The following is a 20,408-nucleotide window of genomic DNA, read 5'->3' as shown; positions in this document are numbered from 1 at the left end:
GCGGTCGTGAAAATGTCGGAACTATCGCTTTGGCGGCACGATCAGTTTCCTAGGTATCAATCAACGCGCCCAGGCCGGCCATTTTCCTATGGCAATACCCACCAGGGACGCTGAACGATAAGGAGCTGTCATGACCGTTACCGCCCATCCTTACTACCGAAGCACGCCAGGGCCGCTGCATGCGGTCCTGCTTGCCGGCACGGTTCCGCTGTTTCTCGGCGGCCTGCTCAGCGATATCGCCTACTACAAGACCTACCAGATCCAATGGAGCAACTTCGCTTCCTGGCTGATCGCCGGCGGGCTGCTGTTCTGTGGGCTGGCGTTGTTGTTCGCGCTGGTCAACCTGATCCGCGCGGAGCGCAAGGCCGGGCGTCCGGTAGGGTATTTCCTGCTATTGCTCGCCACGTGGGTGCTGGGGCTGATCAACGCCTTCGAGCACGCCAAGGATGCCTGGGCCGTGATGCCCCAGGGTCTGGCGCTGTCCGTCGTGGTGACCCTGCTGGCCTGCGTGGCGGCCTGGGTCGGACTGACCAGCCTGCGTTCGGGAGGTGAACAATGAAGCCTCGCATCGCATTGACGGCCGTGAGCATGGCACTCTTGCTGAGCGCCTGCGGAGGTGAAGGGGACGCCACCCAAGCACGCGGCCCGGACCCGAAGTTGCCGGAGCCTCAGCGTAGCCTCTTGCCCAGCATGAAAATTGCCGAGCCGGTGGCTTGGGGGGACCAGAAGCCAACCGTGCCCCAGGGCTACGAAATTACCGCCATCGCCACCGACCTGAAGATCCCGCGCCAGACACTTGTCTTGCCCAATGGCGATATCCTGGTGGCCGAGGGCCGTGGTGGTAACGCGGCGAAGCTCAAGCCCAAGGACGTGATCGCCAGCGTCATCAAGGCCAAGGGCAACACCCAGGTCAAGGGCGGCAACCGCCTGACACTGTTGCGTGACGCCGATGGCGACGGCACTTACGAACTGAAGACGGTCTTCGCCGAAAACCTCAACGCGCCCTATGGCCTGGCATTCGCGAACGGCAAGCTGTACGTGGCGAACCAGGACGCCCTGGTTCGCTTCGACTACCAGGACGGCCAGACCAAGGCGAGCGGGGCGCCCGTCAAAGTCACCGACTTGCCATCGGCGATCAACCATCACTGGACCAAATCGCTGGCCGTCAGCCCTGACGGACGCTCGCTGTATGTCGGTATCGGCTCGAACAGCAACATCACCGAGCGCGGCATGGAAGTCGAGATCGACCGGGCGATGGTCTGGCAGATCGACGCCGAAACCGGCGCCCATCGGCCTTATGCGACTGGCCTGCGCAACCCGACGGCGTTGAAAATCGAGCCTGGGTCCGGGCAGTTGTGGGCGGTGGTCAACGAACGGGACGAACTGGGGCCGGACCTGGTGCCGGACTACCTGACTTCGGTGCGCGAAGGCGCGTTCTACGGCTGGCCGTACAGCTATTGGGGGCAGAACGTCGATCCACGGGCGCAGCCGCAGGATCCGCAAAAAGTCGCCGCTGCGGTCAAGCCCGATTACAGCCTGGGCTCCCATGTCGCCGCCCTGGGTGTCGATTTTTCCATTGCGGCCATGGGCGAGAAATTCGCCGAAGGCGCATTCGTTGGCGAGCACGGCAGTTGGAACCGTGACCAGCCGGTGGGCTACAAGGTGATCTTCGTGCCGTTCAGCAACGGTCGGCCTTCGGGTGAGCCGGTCGATTTCGCGACGGGCTTCCGCGGCTCCGATGGCAAGACCCGTGGCCGGCCGGTGGGGGTGACGGTGGATCCGCGTGGTGCGCTGATCATTGCCGATGACTTGGCGAATACCGTGTGGCGGGTTACCCGCAAGCCGTGAGCTTGAACCTGGTTCTGGTGAGGGCACCGCATTTCGCCTGTGGGAGCGGGCTTGCTCGCGAAGGCGGTGTTCCCGTCGATGAAAATGCTGGATGTACCGGCCTCTTCGCGGGCAAGCCCGCTCCCACAGGGGCCGGTGAGCACACATTGGAAACGAACTTCTGTGGCGACCACCTCCGGTCCATCGGTTTGAACTCACCCCCCATAGGCCGTTCCAAATTCATCCATTCAAACCCAAGGCCCCCGCTGCGCAATGCCCAGAATCCTTACCCAGCAAACCCCGGAAGAAGAACTGACCGAACACAAGGCCAAGCTCTTCGGATCCCCCAAGGAACGGCTGGATTTCTATCGCCGGGAAATCCAGTACGAAACCAGCATCCTCGCCAATCGGACCGACGCCTACCTGGCTGCCCAATCCTTCCTGGTGATCGCGTTCGCTTCGTGCATGGCCAACCTGAACCCCGAATGGGGCAAGCTCTTTACGCTGATCGTGCCGCCGTTCCTGGCGCTGCTCGGGTTCCTGAGCTCGCTCAATGCCTGGCCGGGCATTCGCGCGGCCTACGAAATCATCGACCACTGGCATTTCAAGCAAAGCGAATTGCTGCGCAGTGAACCGCTGATGGGCCTGGCGTACGATGAATCGCCGCTGTTCAGCGAGCGGGAGTCCACTCACAAGGGGTATCGCAAGTCGCTGTTGTTTTCGGTGCGCACACCGTGGATTTTTGCGGCGTTCTGGGTGTTGCTCGGGGTCTACTCGGTGTTTATCCAGGTCAGCGATCCCGGTGGTTGATCGCTGAGCCTCGCTTTTGCTGGCGCTCATACCAGGCCAGCGCAGGTTGGGTGCTCACCCCGTGGACCAGGATACTCAGGGCCACCACTGACAGGGTCAGGTCGATACACAGTTGTGCCACGCCGGGCTGCAGGTCATGGTTCAGGGCATAGAACAGGTAAAACAGGCTGCCGATGCCGCGTATGCCAAACCAGCCGATCAACAGCCGTTGCGGGTGGTCCAGCAGTCTTCCCCATGGCATCGCCAACACACTCAGCGGGCGAATCACCGCGAAAAGCAAGGCGCCAATCGCCAGGGCCCGCCAGTCCCAATGATTCGCCAGGACCACCCCCAGAAGCGTCACCAGGAACACTTCCATCGAACGCTCCACCAGACTGCCGAACGCCAGCATGTCGCCCATCATCACGCCGGCCGCCAGTTGGCCTTCATCCAAGGCCTGGGTGTCGCCGTGCACTGCCTGCTCGGGATCGACGGCTTCGTGGCCGACCACCGGCTGCACCAGGTGCTCGGCGGGCGGCGCGTTTTCATCGGTGGACTGGACCTCTGCCTGTCGTAGCCCCAGGCCCGCGGCGAAAACCGAGAGAAAACCGTAGCCCTGGACCGATTCCGCCGCGACATAGGCCAGGGCGATCAAGGCCAGGGCCAGGTAGTCGTTGGGGGACAGCGTGCTGTCGGCGTTCTTGATGCGCATCGACAAGGTCAGCTTGCCGATGCCACGGCCCAGCCAATAGCCGATCAGCAAGCCCACCGGCACCGCCCAAAGCACGTTGCGCAACGCCCATTCGCCGAGAAACCCGCTGTCGTCCTCGCGCAACATCAGCAGACCCAGGATGACGAAGGGAAACGCCGTGCCATCGTTCAACCCGGCTTCCCCGGACAGGCCGAAGCGCACCCGGTCATCATCCCGGGCATCGTTGACCTGCACCAACGCCGCCAGCACTGGATCGGTGGGCGCCAGCATCGCGCCGATCAGCAACGACAGCGCCCAACCGAGCCCAAACAGGTAATGCAACGCCAGGCAGAGCCCGGCAATCGTCAGGATCATCACCGGACCTGCGAGCCCATACGCCACTCGCCAACTGCGGTTCTTCAACGGCAAACGCAGCTTGAGCCCGCTGACGAATAGCGAAAACACCACGGCGACTTCCGTCAGGTGCTCCATCCACACCGAAGAGTCATCGACTCCCAGCCTCAGCAGTCCAAGCCCCGCCGGGCCGATGGCAACCCCCAGCGCCAGGCAAACCGCGGAAGTGGTCACGGGCATCCAGCGCAGGTAGGAGGAGGTCAGGGCCAAGGTCAGCAAGACCGCACCGAGCACGGCTACCCACACTGTGAAGATCATGGTTGCTCCTTGGATAACGGTGCTTCACCTGGACGGGCTTGCTTCATTCGAGGGCCACGGCGAAGCGAGGGTTCCGCCGCAAATCGCCTGCGTCCCGTTTATCCGACCGCTTTTCGGTCCAGGGGAATTTTTTGCCGTTCGCAAGGCTCTGCAATGGAAGAGACGTGCTGATTCAGCGTCCTGCCGAGAACCCGAGAGGCCCTTATGACTGCGCTGACACCCCTTCAATCCCGGCCTGCCATTGCGCAACCGATGACCGCTGCCGGCAATGTGCGCCAATGCTACGAACGACTGCTGCAAGGGCCTGACGATGCTGACAAGCAAGCTGTCGCCCAAGCCTTCCTGCAACCTTGCCTTGAAGAGGCGAGCGCATTGCCCCAGGAAATCCCCGACGACCCCGCGGCATTGCTGGCCTGGGTCGAGCAGCACAGCGCCGGAGTGGCCCGGCAATACGCCGACTACCTGGAACGGCGCAAGAGCGGTGGCCCCCGGGAGTTCTTCAGTAGCAAGGCCCATGCCTTGTATTTTCTCCAGGCCGTGGCGCCAACCAAACTGGTGGACGGCGCCTGGCTGTATGGCGTACTCCAACACTGGCATGACCATCGCTTCGAAGGGTTGCTGTGCACCTATCTGGAAGAGCTTGGGGATGGCGTTCCCGCGCAGAACCATGTCGTGCTCTACCGCAAGCTGCTGGCCGAACACGGCTTGCAGGATATGCCCGACATCGAGGACGAGCGCTATCTGCAAGGCGCGGTTCAATTGGCCCTCGGCTATGCCGGCGACGAGTACCTGCCCGAAGTCATCGGCTACAACCTCGGTTACGAGCAACTGCCGCTGCATCTGCTGATCAGCGCCTATGAGCTGAGCGAACTCGACATCGATCCCTATTACTTCACCCTCCACGTGACCATCGACAACGCCAGCACCGGTCACGCTCACAAGGCCGTGCAATCGCTGCTGCAATTGATGCCGATGGAGGCGGGGCGTGAATCGTTCTGGCAGCGCGTCACCTTGGGCTATCGCCTCAACGACTTGGGGCAGGGCAGCCGGGCGATCATCGAATCGTTTGACCTGGAGCGTGAAGTGCTCGACATGCTGGAACGCAAGCGCCCGTTCGGCCAGCACATGCATTCCGACTACTGCAAGTTCGAAGGCAAGACCGTCAACCAATGGCTGGCGGAGCCGGGGCAACTGGAGGGTTTTTTGAACGCCATGCAGAACAAGGGATGGATCAAGCGCCACGAAGACCCGCAGAACAGCCGCTTCTGGACCCTGATCGAAGGTGCGGGCGCGGCCATGTTCGGCGTCTTCAGCCCGTATGAAAAGCAGTTGCTGCACGATTGGATTGCGGGTGACTGGCTGGATCAACGCGGTCGCCCCGGCGCCCGCCGTCCCCACGGCGGGGTGCATGAGTCGCCGGCACCGGCCCAAGACCCGGATGTGTTGAACCTGCAGCAGACGCTGCGGGGCAAGGCCCCCCGTGAGCAAATGCAGATGCTGATGCCCTGGCTTTCGGCCCGTTGCCACAGCCATCCGGCCGGGTTGTTCGCGACCCGTCGGTTCATCGAACTCAAGTCCGCCCTTCGTTAGGAGCCCTGCATGAATCAGGAAGATCGCCTGTCCGAACCCGACCTGGCGCTGCTGCAACTGGGTCGCCGCCTGCACGCCGACGGCTACCGTTTTATCACGCCGACGCCGTTGACCCATGAACGGGTCAACCAACGGCCCGGCAACGAACGCTCGAAGACCCTGCGGGATGTCTTCGGCTGGTCCCGGCCCTTCGCACCGGGGCTGATTTCCGCCGACGAGCAGCGCCAATTGCAGGAAGCCGAAGTGTTGGAAGAACGCGATGGCCTGCTGCGCAGCCGCGTACGCTGGTCGAGCCTGGACGGCATGCTGTTCGCCCATTCGCAGTTCCCGACCCAGGCCAATGACGCGGTGTTCTTCGGCCCCGACAGCTACCGTTTCGCCCATCTGATCCATACCCATTTGCAACAGAACTTCACCGCCGTGCATCGCGCCGTGGACATCGGCTGCGGTGCCGGCGTCGGGGCGATGATCATCGCTCGTGCCCGCCGCGAGGCCCAGGTCCTGGCGGTCGACATCAACCCCTTGGCGTTGCGCCTGTGTGCCGTCAACGCCGCGCTGGCCGAGGTTGCCAACGTCGAGATCGCCCGCAGCGATGTGCTCCGGGACGTCGAGGGCGATTTCGACCTGATCGTCGCCAACCCGCCGTACATGGCCGACCCCGCCGAGCGCGCGTATCGCCATGGCGGCGGAACGCTGGGCGCCGGGTTGTCGCTGCGGATCGTCGAGCAGGCGTTGCCCCGGCTGACGCCTGGCGGCTCGCTGGTGCTCTACACCGGCGTGGCGATGGTCGATGGTCGCGACCCGTTCCTCGAAGCCTTGGGTGCGTGGCGCGATTCGGCGGAGTTTGCCTGGACCTACAGGGAATTGGACCCGGACGTATTCGGCGAGGAGCTGCTGACGCCGGGTTATCAGGACGTTGAAAGGATCGCCGTGGTGGCGTTGGTTGTCACCCGCACGGGTGCGGGTATCGGAGGGAACATCGATGAACAGGCGTCTGAAGTTCGGCATTGAAGAGGAATATTTCATCACCGACCTGCAAACCCGCCGCATGCCCGAGCAGCCGCCCGCGGCAGCGGTTGCGGCCTGTCGGGAGGAGCTGGGCAAGCATTTCGCCCATGAAATGTTCCAGAGCCAGGTGGAAATGGCTTCGCCCATCTTCCGCAGCCTGGCCGAGGCCGCCGATTACCTGGCCCAGGTGCGCGGTGGCCTGACCCAGCGGCTGGCGCCCCATGGCCTGGGCCTGTTGAGCGCAGGGTCCCATCCCATGGCGACCGTCGGCTTGCAGCCCACCGACGAACTGCACTTCCAGCAACTGTTTGACGATTACCAGCGCGTGGCGCGGCGCAGCGTACTGTCGGGCCTGCACGTGCATGTAGAGGTGCCGGGCGATCATGATCGGGTCAAGGTGATGAATGAAGTGTTGCCCTGGCTGCCGATGCTGTTGGCGCTGAGCGCATCGTCGCCTTTCTGGAACGGCGCCTACAGCGGCTTCAGCAGTTATCGCCAGGTGGCCTGCGATGAGTGGCCGCGCATGGGCGTGCCGGAATTCTTCGAGGATGAGCCGGCGTTCGAGGGCTACGTCAACATGCTCACGCGCACCGGTTCCATCCGCCAGCCGAGCGATTGCTGGTGGGTGCTCCGGCCGTCGTCGCGTTATCCGACCCTGGAGCTGCGCATCTGTGATGCCTGCCCTCGGATCGAAGACGTGTTGTGCCTCGTTTCGCTGTTTCGGCTGATGATTGCCCACGCCATCGCCCAGCCTGCGCCCGGCGCCCACTACAGCTTGATGTCCCACTGGATCCTCAAGGAAAACCGCTACCGGGCCAAGCGTCACGGCATCCTCGCGGAGTTTATCGTCGAGGACCAGGAACAACCCATGCTCATTGGCGAATGGCTGAACCTCGCCGAGCAGACCTTCGGCGAAACCGCGACGGCGCTGGGTGTGCAGGACGTGTTCAAGCAAGCCCGCCGAATCATTCAACAGGGCACCAGTGCTGATCGGCAGGTGGTGCTCTACGAACAGGGTTTGTTGCTGGGTGATACGACTGAAGAGGCGCTGGGCCGGGTGGTCGATCAACTGCTGTCGGAAACCGCCGGAATGCCCGTCGCCGATCCGACCCTTGCGCAAGTAGCAGGTGGCCCATGACCAGCAAGACCCTCGACGATTACAACCGCATGCGCGATTTCGCTGCCACCCCGGAGCCGGCGGCGAAGCGCTCGCGCAAATCGGCGAAAACCGCCCACGCCTTGCAATACTGCATCCAGAAGCACGACGCCACGCGGTTGCATTACGATTTTCGCTTGGAGCTGGACGGTGCGCTGAAGAGCTGGGCGGTGCCCAAGGGTCCGTCCCTGGACCCGAAGGTCAAGCGCCTGGCGGTGCACGTTGAAGACCACCCGCTGGACTATGCGTCCTTCGAGGGCAGCATTCCCGAGGGGCATTATGGCGCCGGTGACGTCATCGTCTGGGACCGGGGCGTGTGGATTCCCCAGGGGGATGTGCACGACGCCTACGAAAAGGGCCGGCTCAAGTTCGAGTTGCGCGGGGAAAAGCTCGCGGGCCTGTGGAATCTGGTGCGCACCCATATGCCGGGCAAGCAGGAGCAATGGTTCCTGATCAAGCATCAGGACGACGCGGCCCGGCCGGAAAGCGAGTACGACGTGGTGGAGGCCGAGCCTGACAGCGTGCTCAGCGATCGCACCATCGTGCCCAAGCGCCGGGGCAAGGCTGCTGCTGCTGCCAAAGCCGTGAAGCAGCCGGAAGAGCCTGCCAAGCCGAAGTCGACGAAAAAAACTGGAAAGACCACCCTCAGCGGCGCCGTTGCCGGCCCGATGCCTGAAACCCTCAAGCCGGAACTGGCGACCCTGGTGGAAAGCGCCCCGGACGGCGACTGGCTCTACGAGATCAAGTTCGACGGTTACCGGGTCATGGCGCGCATCGACAATGGCGACGTGCGCTTGATCACCCGCAACGGCCATGACTGGACGCATAAGCTGCCGAAACAGGCCGAGGCCCTGGCGGCGCTGGGCTTGGAATCGGCCTGGCTCGACGGTGAAATGGTCGTCGCCAACGAGCAAGGCGTGCCGGATTTTCAGGCCCTGCAAAACGCTTTCGATGCCGGCAGCAGCGGCAAGATCGCCTATTACCTGTTCGACCTGCCGTACCTCAACGGCATGGACCTGCGCAAAGTGCCGGTGGAGGAACGCCGTGCCGCATTGGCCGCCGTACTCGAACCCAACGAAGACCCGTTGCTGCGCTTCTCGGACTCTTTCGAGGAGACCCCCGAAGCGCTGCTCAACAGCGCCTGCCAGATGCGCATGGAAGGGTTGATAGGCAAGCGCCAGGGCAGCGCCTATGTGTCCCGGCGCAGCAGCGACTGGATCAAGCTCAAGTGCAAGAATCGCCAGGAATTCGTCGTGGTTGGCTTCAGTGACCCGAAGGGCGCCCGCAGCGCGTTCGGTGCGTTGTTGCTGGGCCTGCATGACGTCGACAGCGGCGAGTTGCGCTATGCCGGCAAGGTCGGCACCGGTTTCAACGAAACCACGCTCAAGAGCATCTATCAGCAGCTGTTGCCCCTGGAAACGAAAAAAGCCGCCGTGGTCAATCCGCCCACCGGCTATGACGCCAAGGGCGTGCATTGGCTCAAGCCTGAGTTGTTGGCGGAAGTGGCGTTTGCCGAAATGACCAAGGAAGGCTCGGTACGCCATGCCGTGTTCCATGGCTTGCGCAACGACAAGCCGGCCAAGGCGATCACTCAGGAATTGCCGAAAACCGTGAAGAAGACCGCGGCCAAGGACGATACAGAACCGGCGCCGGCCAAGGCGAAAGCCAAAGCCAAGCCCAAGGCTGCGCAGTCGCCAACGTTGGACGGCAAGGTCCGCATTACCCATCCCGAGCGAGTGATCGACGCCAGCAGCGGCACGACAAAAATGCAACTGGCCGAGTATTACGCCAGCGTTGCCGACTTCATCCTGCCGGAGCTGGCCGACCGTCCGGTGGCGCTGGTCAGGGCGCCGGATGGCATCGCCGGCGAGTTGTTCTTCCAGAAGAACCCCGAACGCCTGGCGATTCCCGGCATCACCAGCCTGGACAAGGACCTGACCGGGCAACCCATCATGATCATCAACAACGCCGAGGCGCTGATTGGCGCGGTGCAGATGAGCACCGTGGAGCTGCACACCTGGAACGGCACTTCTGCCGACCTGGACAAGCCTGACCGCTTCGTCCTGGACCTTGATCCGGACCCGGCGTTGCCGTGGAAAAGCATGGTGGAAGCCACGCAGTTGACCCTGTCGGTGCTGGATGAACTGGGCCTGAAGGCCTTCCTGAAGACCAGCGGCGGCAAGGGCATTCACATTGTCGTGCCGATTACCCGCAAGTTGGGCTGGGACGAGGTGAAAGGCTTCAGCCACGCCATCGTCAGCCACATCGCCAAGCTGTTGCCTGATCGTTTCTCAGCGGTGTCGGGGCCGAAGAACCGGGTAGGGCGGATCTTCATCGATTACCTGCGCAATGGCCTGGGCGCCACGACCATTTGTGCGTACGCCGCCCGTACCCGCGAGGGGTTGCCGGTGTCGGTGCCGATCTACCGCGAAGAAGTGGCCGAGCTCAAGGGCGCCAACCTGTGGAACGTGCACAACGTCCATGAGCGGCTGGCGGAGGTGGGGCATGAGCCTTGGGCGGACTTGCGCAAGACCCGCCAGAGCATCACCGCCGACATGCGGCGGCGGGTTGGGATGAAGAAGACTGTCAAGTAGCTTGAGCGGACGCCTTTTGTGACAGGTGGAACCACATGGCTGATCGAACGATTGTGGCGAGGGGATCACTGTGGCGAGGGGATTTATCCCCGTTGGGCTGCGCAGCAGCCCTTGGTTGTTTGTCAGACACAGCGAGGTGTCAGGTTTTAGGGCCGCTTCGCGCCCCAACGGGGATAAATCCCCTCGCCACAAATAAATCGCCGTTAACTGTCAGGCCCTGGTTTTAATAAACCTGCGAACGCCGCAACTGCTCGATCGCTTCAATCAACTCGTCATAGGACACCGGCTTGCCGATGTGCTGGTCGAAGCCCGATTGCTGGGATTTATTCAGGTCGGTGGACGCGCCGTAGCCGGTCAGGGCGATGGCCGGGATGTGCTTGATATGGGGCAGCTTGCGCAGGGCCTGCATCAGTTCATGGCCGTTCATCACCGGCATCCCGAGGTCGGAAATCACCACGTCGAAACGGCCATCCTTGGCGGCTTCCAACGCCTCCAACGGCTGATCGAAGGCAACCACGATGGCGTCTTCCATCTCCAGCAGCAGCTTGAGGGTGTCGAGCACGTCGGGCGAGTCATCCACCAGCAGGATCGTTAAACCGCCCAGGCGCCCGGACTGTTCGTCGCAAGACTGCGGTTTAGGTTCGATCGCGGCATTGCTCAAGGGCAGGCGAATGGTGAAGGTGCAGCCTTTGCCCAACCCTTCGGACTTGACCTCGACACTGCCGCCGTGGGCTTCGGTCAATTGCCGGACCAGTGACAGGCCGATCCCCAGGCCTTCGCGCTGGTGGGTGGCGTGCTGGGTCTCGGCCTGGCCGAACAGGTCGAACACTTCGTTCAAATGCTCCGCCGCGATACCCACGCCAGAATCCTTTACGTCCAGGCGTGCCATATGGTCATCGTGACTGGCGACCAGTTGTACACGGCCGCCGTTCGGAGTGAACTTCAGCGCGTTGTTCACCAGGTTCCAGATGATCTGCTCCAGCCGGGTCGGGTCGGCATTGACGACCAGCTCGCCGCTGGAGCCCTCAGGCAGCTCAAGGGTGACTTTGTTCGGGTGATTGTCGTTGATCACCACGGTGTAGATGTCTTGCAGCACGCGAGCCAGATCGACCGGCTGGCGCTTGAGCTTGAGCTTGCCGGTGCGGACACGGGCCACGTCCAGCAGGTCGTCGATGATGCGCGCCTGGCTGGTGACCGCGTCGCAAATGGTGTTCACGGCCCGGGCTGCCGCGGTGACGGTCTTGGTCACCGGCAGGCGCCGCAGCAGCTCGGCATTGAGCTGGATCAGGTTCAACGGGTGCTTGAGCTCGTGGGACATGACCGCGAAGAACTCATCCTTCAAATGGCTGGAGTTCTGGGTTTCCATCAGCCGTTGGGTCTGTTCTTCGTGCAAGCGCTTGTGGCCGGTGAGGTCACGGGCGATCTTCACGTAGCCCTGCAAATAGTCGCCGCTGAGCAGCGTGACTTCGCCGCTGCAGAAGAAGCGGCTGCCGTCCTTGCGCTGGTGCCAGCGCTCGTCTTCGCAACGGCCTTTGGCCCGTGCAGTGCTCAGTTCTGTTTCGGGGACGCCGGTGGCGCGGTCTTCGGGGGTAAAGACAAAGTCGTAGTAGCTGCCTTCCGCTTCCGCCTTCGTGTGGCCGAAAATCAGCTCCGCCCCCGTGTTCCAACTGGTGATCACGCCGTGCTCGTCCAGCAGGATGATCGCGTAGTCGCGGGTGCTTTCCGCCACCAGGCGCATGCGCTCCTCGCCCAGGCGCAGCTCTTCTTCGGCGGCTCGGCGCTTGGTGATGTCGATGAACGTCAGTACCGTGCCGTCGATATGGTCTTCGCTGGAGCGGTACGGCAGCAGCCGGGCGATGTACCAGCGAGCATCGCTGCTGCTGACTTCGCGCTCGATCATGTTCAGGGATTCGAACACCTGGGTCGCGTCCGCCGCCATGTCGGGGTAATCCAGGCGATGGGTGATGTCCAGCAGCGAACGCCCGGTGTCCACCGGAAGCATGCTGAAGATCTCCGTGGCCCGAGGCGTGAACCATTTGATGCGCATGCTGCGATCGATGAACACCGTGGCGATGTCGGTGGAAGCGATCAGGTTGGTCAGGTAGTCGTTGATCTTGTCGGTTTCTTCAACCTTGGTCTTGAGCTCGTAATTGACCGTCAGCAGTTCTTCGTTGATCGACTGTAGCTCTTCCTTGCTGGTCTCCAGTTCTTCGGTGGCGGAGCGCAGTTCCTCGTTGATGGCCTGCATTTCTTCGTTGGAGGCCTTGAGCTCCTCGCTGGAGACCTCGGCCTGCTCGATGGTGTCTTGCAGGTGCAACTTGGTCCGCTGCAGCTCGCGCTCCAGATTGGCCAGGACCTGGTTTTCGGTCTGGCTGGTGATGGTGCCGACCTGTTGGCTGGGGTCGACTTCTTCCTCTTCGAACACCACGAGCACGAACTCGCCATCGGACAATTCGTCGCGATACGGCTGGACCAGCAGGTCCACCAGGAAACGTCGCCCATCGCGCTCCATGTTGACCTGTCGCGACTTGACCGGCTGGCCGTTCTGGTTGACCTGGAACAACGCGGTGCGGATTTCCAGGCGCAGTTGCGGATTGATCAGCGTGAGCAGGTTGCGCGACATCTCGCCGCCGACATGGCGCAGGAAACGCCTGGCACTTTCGATCATGTGCAGGATGTCGCCATTGCTGTCGACGATGATGCTGGGTGGCGCGGCCTGTTCGATGGCGCGCAGGTGGATATCGGCAAACGACACCTTGCGCGGCACCGGGACCTGGGCGGGGACCAGGGACGAGGTGCTGCGCACGTAGCCGCCACGGGGCATGGTCGGGGTGCGGCGGCTGCTGGCAGTGCCGTACTTGGCCCGGAAGATCCGGTTGCGCTTGTCCACCGGGCTGAATAGCTCATGGCACGCATCCGCCGATTCCGAGGAACCGAGGAACAAATAACCGCCAGGACGCAGGGCAAAGTGGAACATTTGCAGGATTTCCCGCTGCACCTCGCGGTCGAGGTAGATCAGCAGGTTGCGGCAGACGATCAGGTCAATCTGCGAGAAAGGTGGGTCCGACAGCAGGCTGTGCTTGGCGAACAGCACGCGTTCGCGGATTTCCTTGCGAACCCTGAAACTGGCGCCTTCCTTCAAGAAGTACTGGCGCAGGCGGGTAGGGGGGACGTCGGTGATGATCGCTTCCGGATAGGCGCCGCCGCGACCCACGGTAATCGCCCGTTCATCGATATCGGTGGCGAATATCTGCAATTTGGCGCTGCTGGCGTCGTGTTGCAGCTGGTCGCTGAGCAACATGGCCAGGGTGTAGGCCTCTTCGCCGGTCGAGCAACCGGCTGACCAGACGCGGATCTCCTCCGGCGGCACGCTGCCCGGTTCCACCGGCTTGAGCAGGTTGGGCAGGACGTCACGCTCCAGGGCTTCGAAGGCCTCGCGATCACGGAAGAAGTTGGTCACGCCGATCAGCAGGTCGCCGAGCAGCGCCTTGGTTTCTTCCGGATGATTCTGCAGGTAGCTGTAGTAGGCGCCCAGGTCCGGTTGGGTGGTGACTTGCATGCGCCGTTCGATGCGCCGCAGCACGGTGGCGCGCTTGTAATGCTTGAAGTCATGGCCGGTGCCGGCGCGCAGCAGCACCAGAACATCATGCAGTGATTGCTCGGCGGCGATCGCCTCACGCTCGGAGGCCGGCGGTTGGGTATGGATCTCCGGATCGTTGGCGGTCGGCAGGCGGATGGCCTGGGAGTTGCGCCAGAGCTCCAAGAGCTTTTGCGGCATCTCGACGACAGGGAGCACCAGGTCGACCATTTGGGTGTCGATGGCGGCCTGGGGCATGCCATCGAACTCGGCGTCCTGGGGTGACTGGGCGATGGTCACGCCGCCCTGTTCCTTGATGCGCGACAGGCCCACCGCGCCGTCGGAGCCGGTGCCTGACAGCACCAGGCAGAACGCGCGGTCCTTGTGCACATCGGCCAGGTCCCGAAAGAACAGGTCGATTGCCACGTGCCCGCCCTGGCGCGGCTCGGCCGGGGAAACCTTCAGGTAGCCGTCGTTCATCGACAACTGATGGGCCGGGGAAATTACGTAGACATGGTTCTTCTCGATCGGCACCGCCTCGGTCACCTGCAACACAGGCATCTTGGTGGATTCCTGGATGATCTTGTCGGCAATGCTCTGATGATCCGGGGAGAGGTGCAAAACGATCACGAACGCCATGCCGTTGTCCTTGGGCATGTGTTCGAAAAACTGCTTGATGGCCTGTAGCCCGCCCGCGGAAGCACCGATTCCGACCACGGCGAAATCCAGGCTGCTGGGGCTCAGCTCTCGTCGCTGTGGCACGTTGGGAGAGCGTTTGCTTGAAGATGGCATATAAATTTGGCCTTAAGGGCGGCGGGGCGGTCCAGCGCTGCCGACTCGATTCAGGAATGCAAAAAGTCGCAGGATAATCGGGTTACGCGAAGATTGCGAAAACTCACGCTTCGCTACGCCGCCGCCACCCACATTGTGGACCTTCAAAAGCCATTCAGCCTACCGGAACCCGCAGGTATTCGGGCTGCAGATAGTTGAACCACAGCAGGATCATTTCCACCAGGATCGTGACCAGCACCAGCAAACCCACGCCCCAGACGCTGGCCGAATACAGCAGGCCCTGTTCCTTCTTCAAGCCCATGAACCTGGGCAAGCCGACGAACAGCAGGAACGTCGAATAGACCGAAGCGGCCAGCAGGACCGCAACCGCCAGCCAGCGGCTCGGATACACGCCGAAGATCCCGGCCAGGAAGTACGGGGTAGCGGTGTAGGCGGCGAATCCGATGCACTGGTTGACCGTCGGTCTTGCCTCGAAGGTGCGCGACATCCAACGGATGAACAATCCCATCAGCGACACACCCACCACGATGGTCACGTATAGCAAGACGCACAGCTGCAGCGCACTGGCGTGACTGAGTCGCACGGTTTCGTTTTCGGCCAGGCTCCAACCGGTCCAGGTGGTGCCGATGAACAGGCACACCGCCGGGATCAACGCGAGCAACAGCAAATGCGCCAGGTAATGGTGGGGATGAGCCTGCTCTTGCTCGCGAATGTCCCCCCAGGCGAATTCGGGATGGGTGAACAGTTTGACGAAAAGCACGGACATGACGACCTCCTGATCAGGACAGCCTCTGCATGAGGCCCATACGGTTATGAGGTACAGGATTGGCCAGGGGTTTCATTTATTTGGCCGGTCCGGGCCACGGCGCGATAAAGGGAATGATTCGAAACGGCGGGGGTCAACCCATCAGCATCCATGAAGGACTGTATGCCATGACTGTTGCCCATTCCCTGATCGAGTACATGCGCGAACATGAGTTGCGCCTGACCGCCGCCGAGTCCTGCACCGCGGGGCTGATCGTTACGCTGCTGGCTGAAGTGCCGGGCAGCGGTTCGCTGATCGAAAGCGGCTATGTGGTCTATTCCCCCGAAGCCAAGCAGCGCCTGCTCGGGGTCAAGCCACGAACCATCGAGACCTTCAACCTGACCAGCCGCGAAGTCGCCGAGGAAATGGCCCTCGGCGCGCTGCGCGACGCCAACGCCAACGTCGCGGTCGCCACCACCGGCCTGCTCGGGCCGGACGACAAGGACGGCATTCCCGCCGGCACGGTGTGTTTTGCCTGGGCGTTCGAAGTGGACGGGCAACGCGCGCTGTTCAGTCGCCGGGAGCGGTTCTTCGGCGATCGTTCCCAGGTACAACGTCTCTCCAGTGAGTACGCCTTGCAACAGATACCGGGCTATCACCAGCGGGCTTTGACGGGCGACCGTCGATAGGGAGGACCGTCATGACCGACGAATACGACCAGGACGACCACCGTAGCCGCGAGTTCCCGGTGCGCGAGGACATGGCGTTCCAGCACAAGGTCTGGCGTTTCGAACGGGTGGGTTGGTACGTGTTGGTGCTGCTGGTGATCCTGACCCTGCTCGGGTTGTTTTCCCGTGGCCCGCTGAGTAGCCGCGAAATGCACAGCGCCGACGGCAGCATTGGTGTCGAGTACGAAAAATTCCACCGCAACGGCTCGACCAACCCGATGATCATTCGCCTGAAGGGCGCGCCTGGCGCCGTGCTGGAGGTGGAACTCGGGGGTGACTGGCTGGAAGGGTTCGACGTGCAGAGCGTACAGCCGCAGCCCATGCGCTCGGCGGCCGCAGGACCGGGCATGAAAATCTGGCTGCAGGCGGATGGCGAGGGGCAGGCCAACCTGCACCTGTCGTTGCTCGGCGAAGGCCTTGGCACCTATCAAACCCGCATCGCCACGTCCCATGGCGCGGTGGTGACGTTCAATCAATTCATCTTTCCTTAGGTGACGTATGGATTCGGTACTGCGCGCCGCCGCGATGTACGCGGTATTGATGGTGTTGTTCAAGATCGCCGGGCGTCGTTCGCTGGCTGAGATCACCACCTTCGACTTCGTGCTGCTGATGATCATCGGCGAGGCGACCCAGCAGGCGTTGCTGGGGGATGACTTTTCGATGACCAACTCATTCATGGTCATCGTCACGCTGATTGCCATCGACGTCGGGTTTTCGTTGCTCAAGCTGCGCTCCGATTGGGTGTCCCGGCTGATAGACGGCGGCCCGACCATCATCGTCGAGGACGGGCGCATCTTGGAGGGGCGCATGCGCCACGCCCGGCTGATCGAGGCAGACATCATGGAAGCGGCCCGCTCCAGCCAGGGCATCGAGACCCTGGACCAGATCAAGTTTGCGATTATCGAGCGTAACGGCAAGATTTCGGTGATTGCCAAGGAGTGATCCGAAGGACGCTTCTGTGGCGAGGGAGCAAGCTCCCTCGCCACGGGATATGTGCGTGTGCCTACAGGATCGGCTTGCCCCCCGTCACCGCATACCGCGAGCCCGAGATGTAGCTGGACTCATCCGACGCCAGCAGCACGAAGATCGGTGCCACTTCCACCGGTTGGCCGGGGCGGCCCAGCGGCGTCTGGGACCCGAAATTCTGCACTTCTTCCTCGGGCATGGTGGCGACGATCAGCGGCGTCCAGATCGGCCCTGGCGCGACGCTGTTCACGCGGATACCCTTGGGCCCGAGCATCTGCGCCAGGCCGCCGGTGAAGTTGGCGATGGCGCCCTTGGTCGTGGCATACGCCAGCAATGTCGGCTTGGGCATGTCGGAATTGACCGACGTGGTGTTGATGATCGAGCCACCGGTCTTCATGTGCGGAACTGCGGCCTGGCAGATCCTGAACATCGCCGTGATGTTGATATCGAACGTGCGGACCCATTCCTCGTCGGGGATTTCTTCCAGACTCTCATGGGTCATCTGGAACGCGGCGTTATTGACGAGCACGTCGATACGCCCGAAGCGCGCGACGGTGTCGTCGACGACCTTGCGGCACTGGGCCTTATCGGCGAGGTCACCCGGAAGCAACAGGCATTGGCGCCCAGCTTCTTCGACCCAACGAGCGGTTTCCTTGGCGTCTTCATGCTCGTTCAGATAAGAGATCGCCACGTCCGCTCCTTCACGGGCGAAGGCAATCGCCACGGCGCGCCCGATGCCGCTGTCCGCACCGGTAATCAGCGCGATCTTGTTCGCCAGGCGTCCGGAGCCTTTATAGCTTTGTTCGCCGCAGTCCGGGTAAGGGTCCATTTTCTGCTGGCTGCCCGGTACGGGTTGTTGTTGCTTGGGGAAGGGCGGGGTTGGGTAATTGGCCATAATCGTTCTCCATGGCAAGTGTTTGCGATGGAGGGTGGACTTCGGGCTTTCCAGCAGAGTTCGGTTGGATTATCCCGTCGGTCGATGAGCGTGACCGGCAGCGGTTCGTCGACTGACCCTACGTCCGGGTGAACGTGGGTAAGGCCGTCTATTCAAATGTCAGGAAAGATTCAACAGGAGAAACAGCATGTTCAGTCACATACAGATTGGCGCGCGGGACCTGCCGAAAATGGTCGCATTCTATGATGCCGTGCTCGGCTGCCTGGGCTTGGTGCGCATGGAGAGCGAGGATGACTCGGGGCCACCGGGGGAGGGTTGGCATCAGCCCGGCAAGCACTGGCCGCAGGTGTTTGTCCAGGTGCCCATCAACGGGCTGCCGGCGACGTGGGGCAATGGCATGCAAGTCAGTTTCGCTGCTGAATCACAGGAAGCGGTACGCAACGCCTGGCAGACGGCACTCGACATGGGCGGTTTCGACGAAGGCGCGCCGGGCCCGAGGCCGCAATATTCGAAGGACTATTACGGCGCCTATTGCCGTGATCCGGAGGGGAATAAGTTGTGCTTTGTGCATACGCCGGACATGCATGACTGACACCAGCATGGTCTGAGATTGGTGCCTTTGTGGCGAGGGGATTTATCCCCGCTCGGTCGCGCAGCGGCCCTGTTTTTTGCGGTCGCTGCGCAACCGAGCGGGGATAAATCCCCTCGCCACAAGAGATTCGGTCAGGCTCGGGATTTCAGGCTGCGCTCCATCCGCGCAATCCCTTCCTCCAGCAACGCCCGTGGGCAGCCGAAGTTCAATCGCACGAACTGCCCCGCGTCGTCGCCGAAATCCAACCCGGCACTCAAGCCGACCTTGGCTTCCTTGAGGAAGAAACCCTGCGGGTCGTCCAGGCCCAACCCGGAGCAATCCAGCCACGCCAGGTAGGTGCCTTGGGGCACGGTCATGGTGATGCCCGGCAGACGGGTCTTCACGGCTTCGACCAGGTAATCGCGGTTGGCTTGCAGATAGTCCTTCAAAGCCTCCAGCCACGGACCCGCTTCGCTGTAGGCCGCACGGGTGGCCTCGAGGCCGAGGGCGTTGACGCTGTCGACCATGCCGGCCCTGGCCGCGTTGACCCGTTCCCGCAGCTTGGCGTTCTGGATGATGGCAAAGGAGGTCTTCAGGCCGGCGATGTTGTAAGCCTTGCTGGCGGACATCAGCGTGATGGTGCGTTCGGCAATCTCTGCGCCAAGGGTGGCGGTGGGGATGTGCTTGCGACCGTCGAAGCACAGCTCGGCATGGATTTCATCCGAGATGATCCAGGCGTCCTGCTCGACACAGATGTCTGCCACTGCCTTCAATTCGCTGTGGCCGAACACCTTGCCCAGCGGGTTGTGCGGGTTGCTCAGCAGCAGCGCGCCGCCGCCGTGCAACGCAGCTTTCAGCCCGGTCAGGTCCGTGTGGAATTCGCCGTTGAGCGGGTTGAACGGCAGCTCCACTTTCTTAAGGTCCCAGTTCCCCGGGGCGTTGCGCAGCGGCGGGTAGTTGGGCACCTGCACCACGACGTTCTGCTGCGGTTCCACCAGCGCATGCAAGGCCATGTTGAAGCCCGGCTCGACCCCTGGCAGGAAGAGGATCTGCTGGGGCTCGACGCGCCAGGCGTATTTGCTCCAGAGGTCGGCGACGATGGCGGCGCGAAGGTTGTCCTGGGCCACGCTGTAGCCGAGCATCGGATGCTCCAGGCGCTTGCGCAGCGCATCGACGACCACCGGTGGCGCGGCGAAATCCATGTCGGCCACCCACATCGGCAATACCTCGGCCGGGTAGCGGCTCCACTTGGTGCTACCGGTGCCGTGGCGCTCGAACACCAGGTCGAAATCGAAAGTCATGGTGGTTCCATCAGGTCGGGGAAGGGTGGTCGCCATGATAAAGCAAACTTCCCGCAGGAAAAGATCGAAGTCCTCCCGAGGCAAATGTATCGCTGTGTATCCAGAGCCTTCGTAGACACGAAACGATTCCTCCAAGCCCATCGGCGACACACCCGAGATACCTCACCGGCGTCAAATGAGCCCCATCGAGACAGCACACGCCGTCCCAGGTATTCACTCAAACGTCGGAGACATCGCCATGAACATCAAGCACCTCAGCATCGCTTCACTGTTTGCCATCCTCAGCCTCGGCGCTGTGGCAGCCAGCGCCCAGGACGCCGTCAAGCCGCACACCTACATGTACGGCGATCACCTGGACATCGCCAAGGTGCTGTCGGTCAAGCAAGGGGCGGGGTCGGGCTGCGGCGTCGTCGAATCGCGCATGACCTACCTGGACTCCACCGGCGCGATCCGGGCGCTGGACTACAGCGCGATTGCCCAGGATTGCGGCCAGGACAACTGAGGCG

Annotated in this window: 17 protein-coding genes; 12 read left to right on the top strand and 5 right to left on the bottom strand. The window is 62.4% G+C overall.

What is annotated here, in order from left to right; genetic code table 11:
• Positions 1-130: 130 nt before the first annotated feature.
• The 3 genes from JMN22_RS08425 (at position 131) to JMN22_RS08415 (ending at position 2,637) form a co-directional block, all read left to right on the top strand.
• A complete protein-coding gene (locus JMN22_RS08425; protein WP_198796810.1) occupies positions 131-559 on the top strand; it encodes a DUF2231 domain-containing protein in 429 nt (142 codons plus the stop codon).
• Entirely contained in the window at positions 556-1,848 is a 1,293-nt protein-coding gene (locus tag JMN22_RS08420) for a PQQ-dependent sugar dehydrogenase (protein ID WP_030140607.1), read from the top strand. Before JMN22_RS08425 ends, JMN22_RS08420 begins: the two co-directional genes overlap by 4 nt.
• A 252-nt stretch (positions 1,849-2,100) precedes the next feature.
• Positions 2,101-2,637 (top strand): hypothetical protein, encoded by a 537-nt coding sequence (locus JMN22_RS08415; RefSeq protein WP_030140608.1) that lies wholly within the window; start codon positions 2,101-2,103, stop codon positions 2,635-2,637.
• On the opposite strand, the gene JMN22_RS08410 is transcribed toward JMN22_RS08415, so the two are convergent.
• Positions 2,618-3,979 (bottom strand): cation:proton antiporter, encoded by a 1,362-nt coding sequence (locus JMN22_RS08410; RefSeq protein WP_198796811.1) that lies wholly within the window; start codon positions 3,977-3,979, stop codon positions 2,618-2,620. The two genes, JMN22_RS08415 and JMN22_RS08410, sit on opposite strands and share 20 nt — an antisense overlap.
• 204 nt (positions 3,980-4,183) lie before the next feature.
• On the opposite strand from JMN22_RS08410, the gene JMN22_RS08405 reads away from it, so the two are divergent.
• Genes JMN22_RS08405 through ligD form a run of 4 tightly spaced genes read left to right on the top strand, consistent with a single transcriptional unit; the run spans position 4,184 to position 10,327 of the window.
• A complete protein-coding gene (locus tag JMN22_RS08405) occupies positions 4,184-5,569 on the top strand; it encodes an iron-containing redox enzyme family protein (protein WP_198796812.1) in 1,386 nt (461 codons plus the stop codon).
• A gap of 9 nt (positions 5,570-5,578) precedes the next feature.
• Positions 5,579-6,580 (top strand): methyltransferase, encoded by a 1,002-nt coding sequence (locus JMN22_RS08400; RefSeq protein WP_198796813.1) that lies wholly within the window; start codon positions 5,579-5,581, stop codon positions 6,578-6,580.
• On the top strand, positions 6,552-7,715 hold the full coding sequence (locus JMN22_RS08395; protein ID WP_198796814.1) for a carboxylate-amine ligase: 1,164 nt from the start codon (positions 6,552-6,554) through the stop codon (positions 7,713-7,715). Before JMN22_RS08400 ends, JMN22_RS08395 begins: the two co-directional genes overlap by 29 nt.
• Complete coding sequence (gene ligD, locus JMN22_RS08390) at positions 7,712-10,327, top strand: DNA ligase D (RefSeq protein ID WP_198796815.1); 2,616 nt, start codon at positions 7,712-7,714, stop codon at positions 10,325-10,327. The genes JMN22_RS08395 and ligD overlap by 4 nt, the downstream gene beginning before the upstream one ends.
• Positions 10,328-10,550: 223 nt before the next feature.
• Here ligD and JMN22_RS08385 read toward each other — a convergent pair whose 3' ends face one another.
• Together JMN22_RS08385 and JMN22_RS08380 are read right to left on the bottom strand one after the other, a co-directional pair.
• Complete coding sequence (locus tag JMN22_RS08385) at positions 10,551-14,696, bottom strand: CheR family methyltransferase (protein WP_198796816.1); 4,146 nt, start codon at positions 14,694-14,696, stop codon at positions 10,551-10,553.
• A 154-nt stretch (positions 14,697-14,850) separates the two neighbouring features.
• Complete coding sequence (locus tag JMN22_RS08380) at positions 14,851-15,462, bottom strand: Yip1 family protein (protein ID WP_198796817.1); 612 nt, start codon at positions 15,460-15,462, stop codon at positions 14,851-14,853.
• Between the two features lie 167 nt (positions 15,463-15,629).
• Between JMN22_RS08380 and JMN22_RS08375 the strand changes: the two genes are divergently transcribed.
• Genes JMN22_RS08375 through JMN22_RS08365 form a run of 3 tightly spaced genes read left to right on the top strand, consistent with a single transcriptional unit; the run spans position 15,630 to position 17,111 of the window.
• Entirely contained in the window at positions 15,630-16,130 is a 501-nt protein-coding gene (locus JMN22_RS08375; RefSeq protein ID WP_198796818.1) for a CinA family protein, read from the top strand.
• 11 nt (positions 16,131-16,141) lie between these two features.
• The gene (locus JMN22_RS08370) at positions 16,142-16,660 is read left to right on the top strand and encodes a hypothetical protein (RefSeq protein ID WP_198796819.1); all 519 of its coding nucleotides are present in this window, start codon (positions 16,142-16,144) and stop codon (positions 16,658-16,660) included.
• A gap of 7 nt (positions 16,661-16,667) precedes the next feature.
• A complete protein-coding gene (locus JMN22_RS08365; protein ID WP_030140618.1) occupies positions 16,668-17,111 on the top strand; it encodes a DUF421 domain-containing protein in 444 nt (147 codons plus the stop codon).
• A gap of 61 nt (positions 17,112-17,172) precedes the next feature.
• Here JMN22_RS08365 and JMN22_RS08360 read toward each other — a convergent pair whose 3' ends face one another.
• The gene (locus JMN22_RS08360; protein ID WP_030140619.1) at positions 17,173-18,030 is read right to left on the bottom strand and encodes an SDR family oxidoreductase; all 858 of its coding nucleotides are present in this window, start codon (positions 18,028-18,030) and stop codon (positions 17,173-17,175) included.
• Between the two features lie 187 nt (positions 18,031-18,217).
• On the opposite strand from JMN22_RS08360, the gene JMN22_RS08355 reads away from it, so the two are divergent.
• Positions 18,218-18,622, top strand: a complete 405-nt coding sequence (locus JMN22_RS08355) for a VOC family protein (RefSeq protein WP_030140620.1) — start codon at positions 18,218-18,220, stop codon at positions 18,620-18,622.
• Between the two features lie 131 nt (positions 18,623-18,753).
• Here JMN22_RS08355 and JMN22_RS08350 read toward each other — a convergent pair whose 3' ends face one another.
• Positions 18,754-19,902, bottom strand: coding sequence for a MalY/PatB family protein (locus JMN22_RS08350; protein WP_198796820.1), 1,149 nt, complete (start codon positions 19,900-19,902; stop codon positions 18,754-18,756).
• 238 nt (positions 19,903-20,140) lie between these two features.
• On the opposite strand from JMN22_RS08350, the gene JMN22_RS08345 reads away from it, so the two are divergent.
• Positions 20,141-20,404 carry a DUF2790 domain-containing protein gene (locus JMN22_RS08345; protein WP_198796821.1) on the top strand — a complete coding sequence of 88 codons (264 nt, stop codon included), beginning with the start codon at positions 20,141-20,143 and terminating at the stop codon, positions 20,402-20,404.
• Positions 20,405-20,408 lie beyond the last annotated feature (4 nt).

The organism is Pseudomonas sp. HB05 (genome assembly GCF_016756915.1).
In the GTDB taxonomy this organism is placed as follows: domain Bacteria; phylum Pseudomonadota; class Gammaproteobacteria; order Pseudomonadales; family Pseudomonadaceae; genus Aquipseudomonas; species Aquipseudomonas alvandae.
Note: the sequence above shows the minus strand (reverse complement) of the source record. Positions and strands in the feature narration are given on the sequence as shown.

What these genes read in the sequence shown, in the direction of transcription:
- JMN22_RS08425 (WP_198796810.1), top strand. Translation starts at nt 131, where the DNA reads ATGACCGTTACCGCCCATCCTTACTACCGAAGCACGCCAGGGCCGCTG.
- JMN22_RS08420 (WP_030140607.1), top strand. Translation starts at nt 556, where the DNA reads ATGAAGCCTCGCATCGCATTGACGGCCGTGAGCATGGCACTCTTGCTG.
- JMN22_RS08415 (WP_030140608.1), top strand. Translation starts at nt 2,101, where the DNA reads ATGCCCAGAATCCTTACCCAGCAAACCCCGGAAGAAGAACTGACCGAA.
- JMN22_RS08410 (WP_198796811.1), bottom strand. Translation starts at nt 3,979, where the DNA reads ATGATCTTCACAGTGTGGGTAGCCGTGCTCGGTGCGGTCTTGCTGACC.
- JMN22_RS08405 (WP_198796812.1), top strand. Translation starts at nt 4,184, where the DNA reads ATGACTGCGCTGACACCCCTTCAATCCCGGCCTGCCATTGCGCAACCG.
- JMN22_RS08400 (WP_198796813.1), top strand. Translation starts at nt 5,579, where the DNA reads ATGAATCAGGAAGATCGCCTGTCCGAACCCGACCTGGCGCTGCTGCAA.
- JMN22_RS08395 (WP_198796814.1), top strand. Translation starts at nt 6,552, where the DNA reads ATGAACAGGCGTCTGAAGTTCGGCATTGAAGAGGAATATTTCATCACC.
- ligD (WP_198796815.1), top strand. Translation starts at nt 7,712, where the DNA reads ATGACCAGCAAGACCCTCGACGATTACAACCGCATGCGCGATTTCGCT.
- JMN22_RS08385 (WP_198796816.1), bottom strand. Translation starts at nt 14,696, where the DNA reads ATGCCATCTTCAAGCAAACGCTCTCCCAACGTGCCACAGCGACGAGAG.
- JMN22_RS08380 (WP_198796817.1), bottom strand. Translation starts at nt 15,462, where the DNA reads ATGTCCGTGCTTTTCGTCAAACTGTTCACCCATCCCGAATTCGCCTGG.
- JMN22_RS08375 (WP_198796818.1), top strand. Translation starts at nt 15,630, where the DNA reads ATGACTGTTGCCCATTCCCTGATCGAGTACATGCGCGAACATGAGTTG.
- JMN22_RS08370 (WP_198796819.1), top strand. Translation starts at nt 16,142, where the DNA reads ATGACCGACGAATACGACCAGGACGACCACCGTAGCCGCGAGTTCCCG.
- JMN22_RS08365 (WP_030140618.1), top strand. Translation starts at nt 16,668, where the DNA reads ATGGATTCGGTACTGCGCGCCGCCGCGATGTACGCGGTATTGATGGTG.
- JMN22_RS08360 (WP_030140619.1), bottom strand. Translation starts at nt 18,030, where the DNA reads ATGGCCAATTACCCAACCCCGCCCTTCCCCAAGCAACAACAACCCGTA.
- JMN22_RS08355 (WP_030140620.1), top strand. Translation starts at nt 18,218, where the DNA reads ATGTTCAGTCACATACAGATTGGCGCGCGGGACCTGCCGAAAATGGTC.
- JMN22_RS08350 (WP_198796820.1), bottom strand. Translation starts at nt 19,902, where the DNA reads ATGACTTTCGATTTCGACCTGGTGTTCGAGCGCCACGGCACCGGTAGC.
- JMN22_RS08345 (WP_198796821.1), top strand. Translation starts at nt 20,141, where the DNA reads ATGAACATCAAGCACCTCAGCATCGCTTCACTGTTTGCCATCCTCAGC.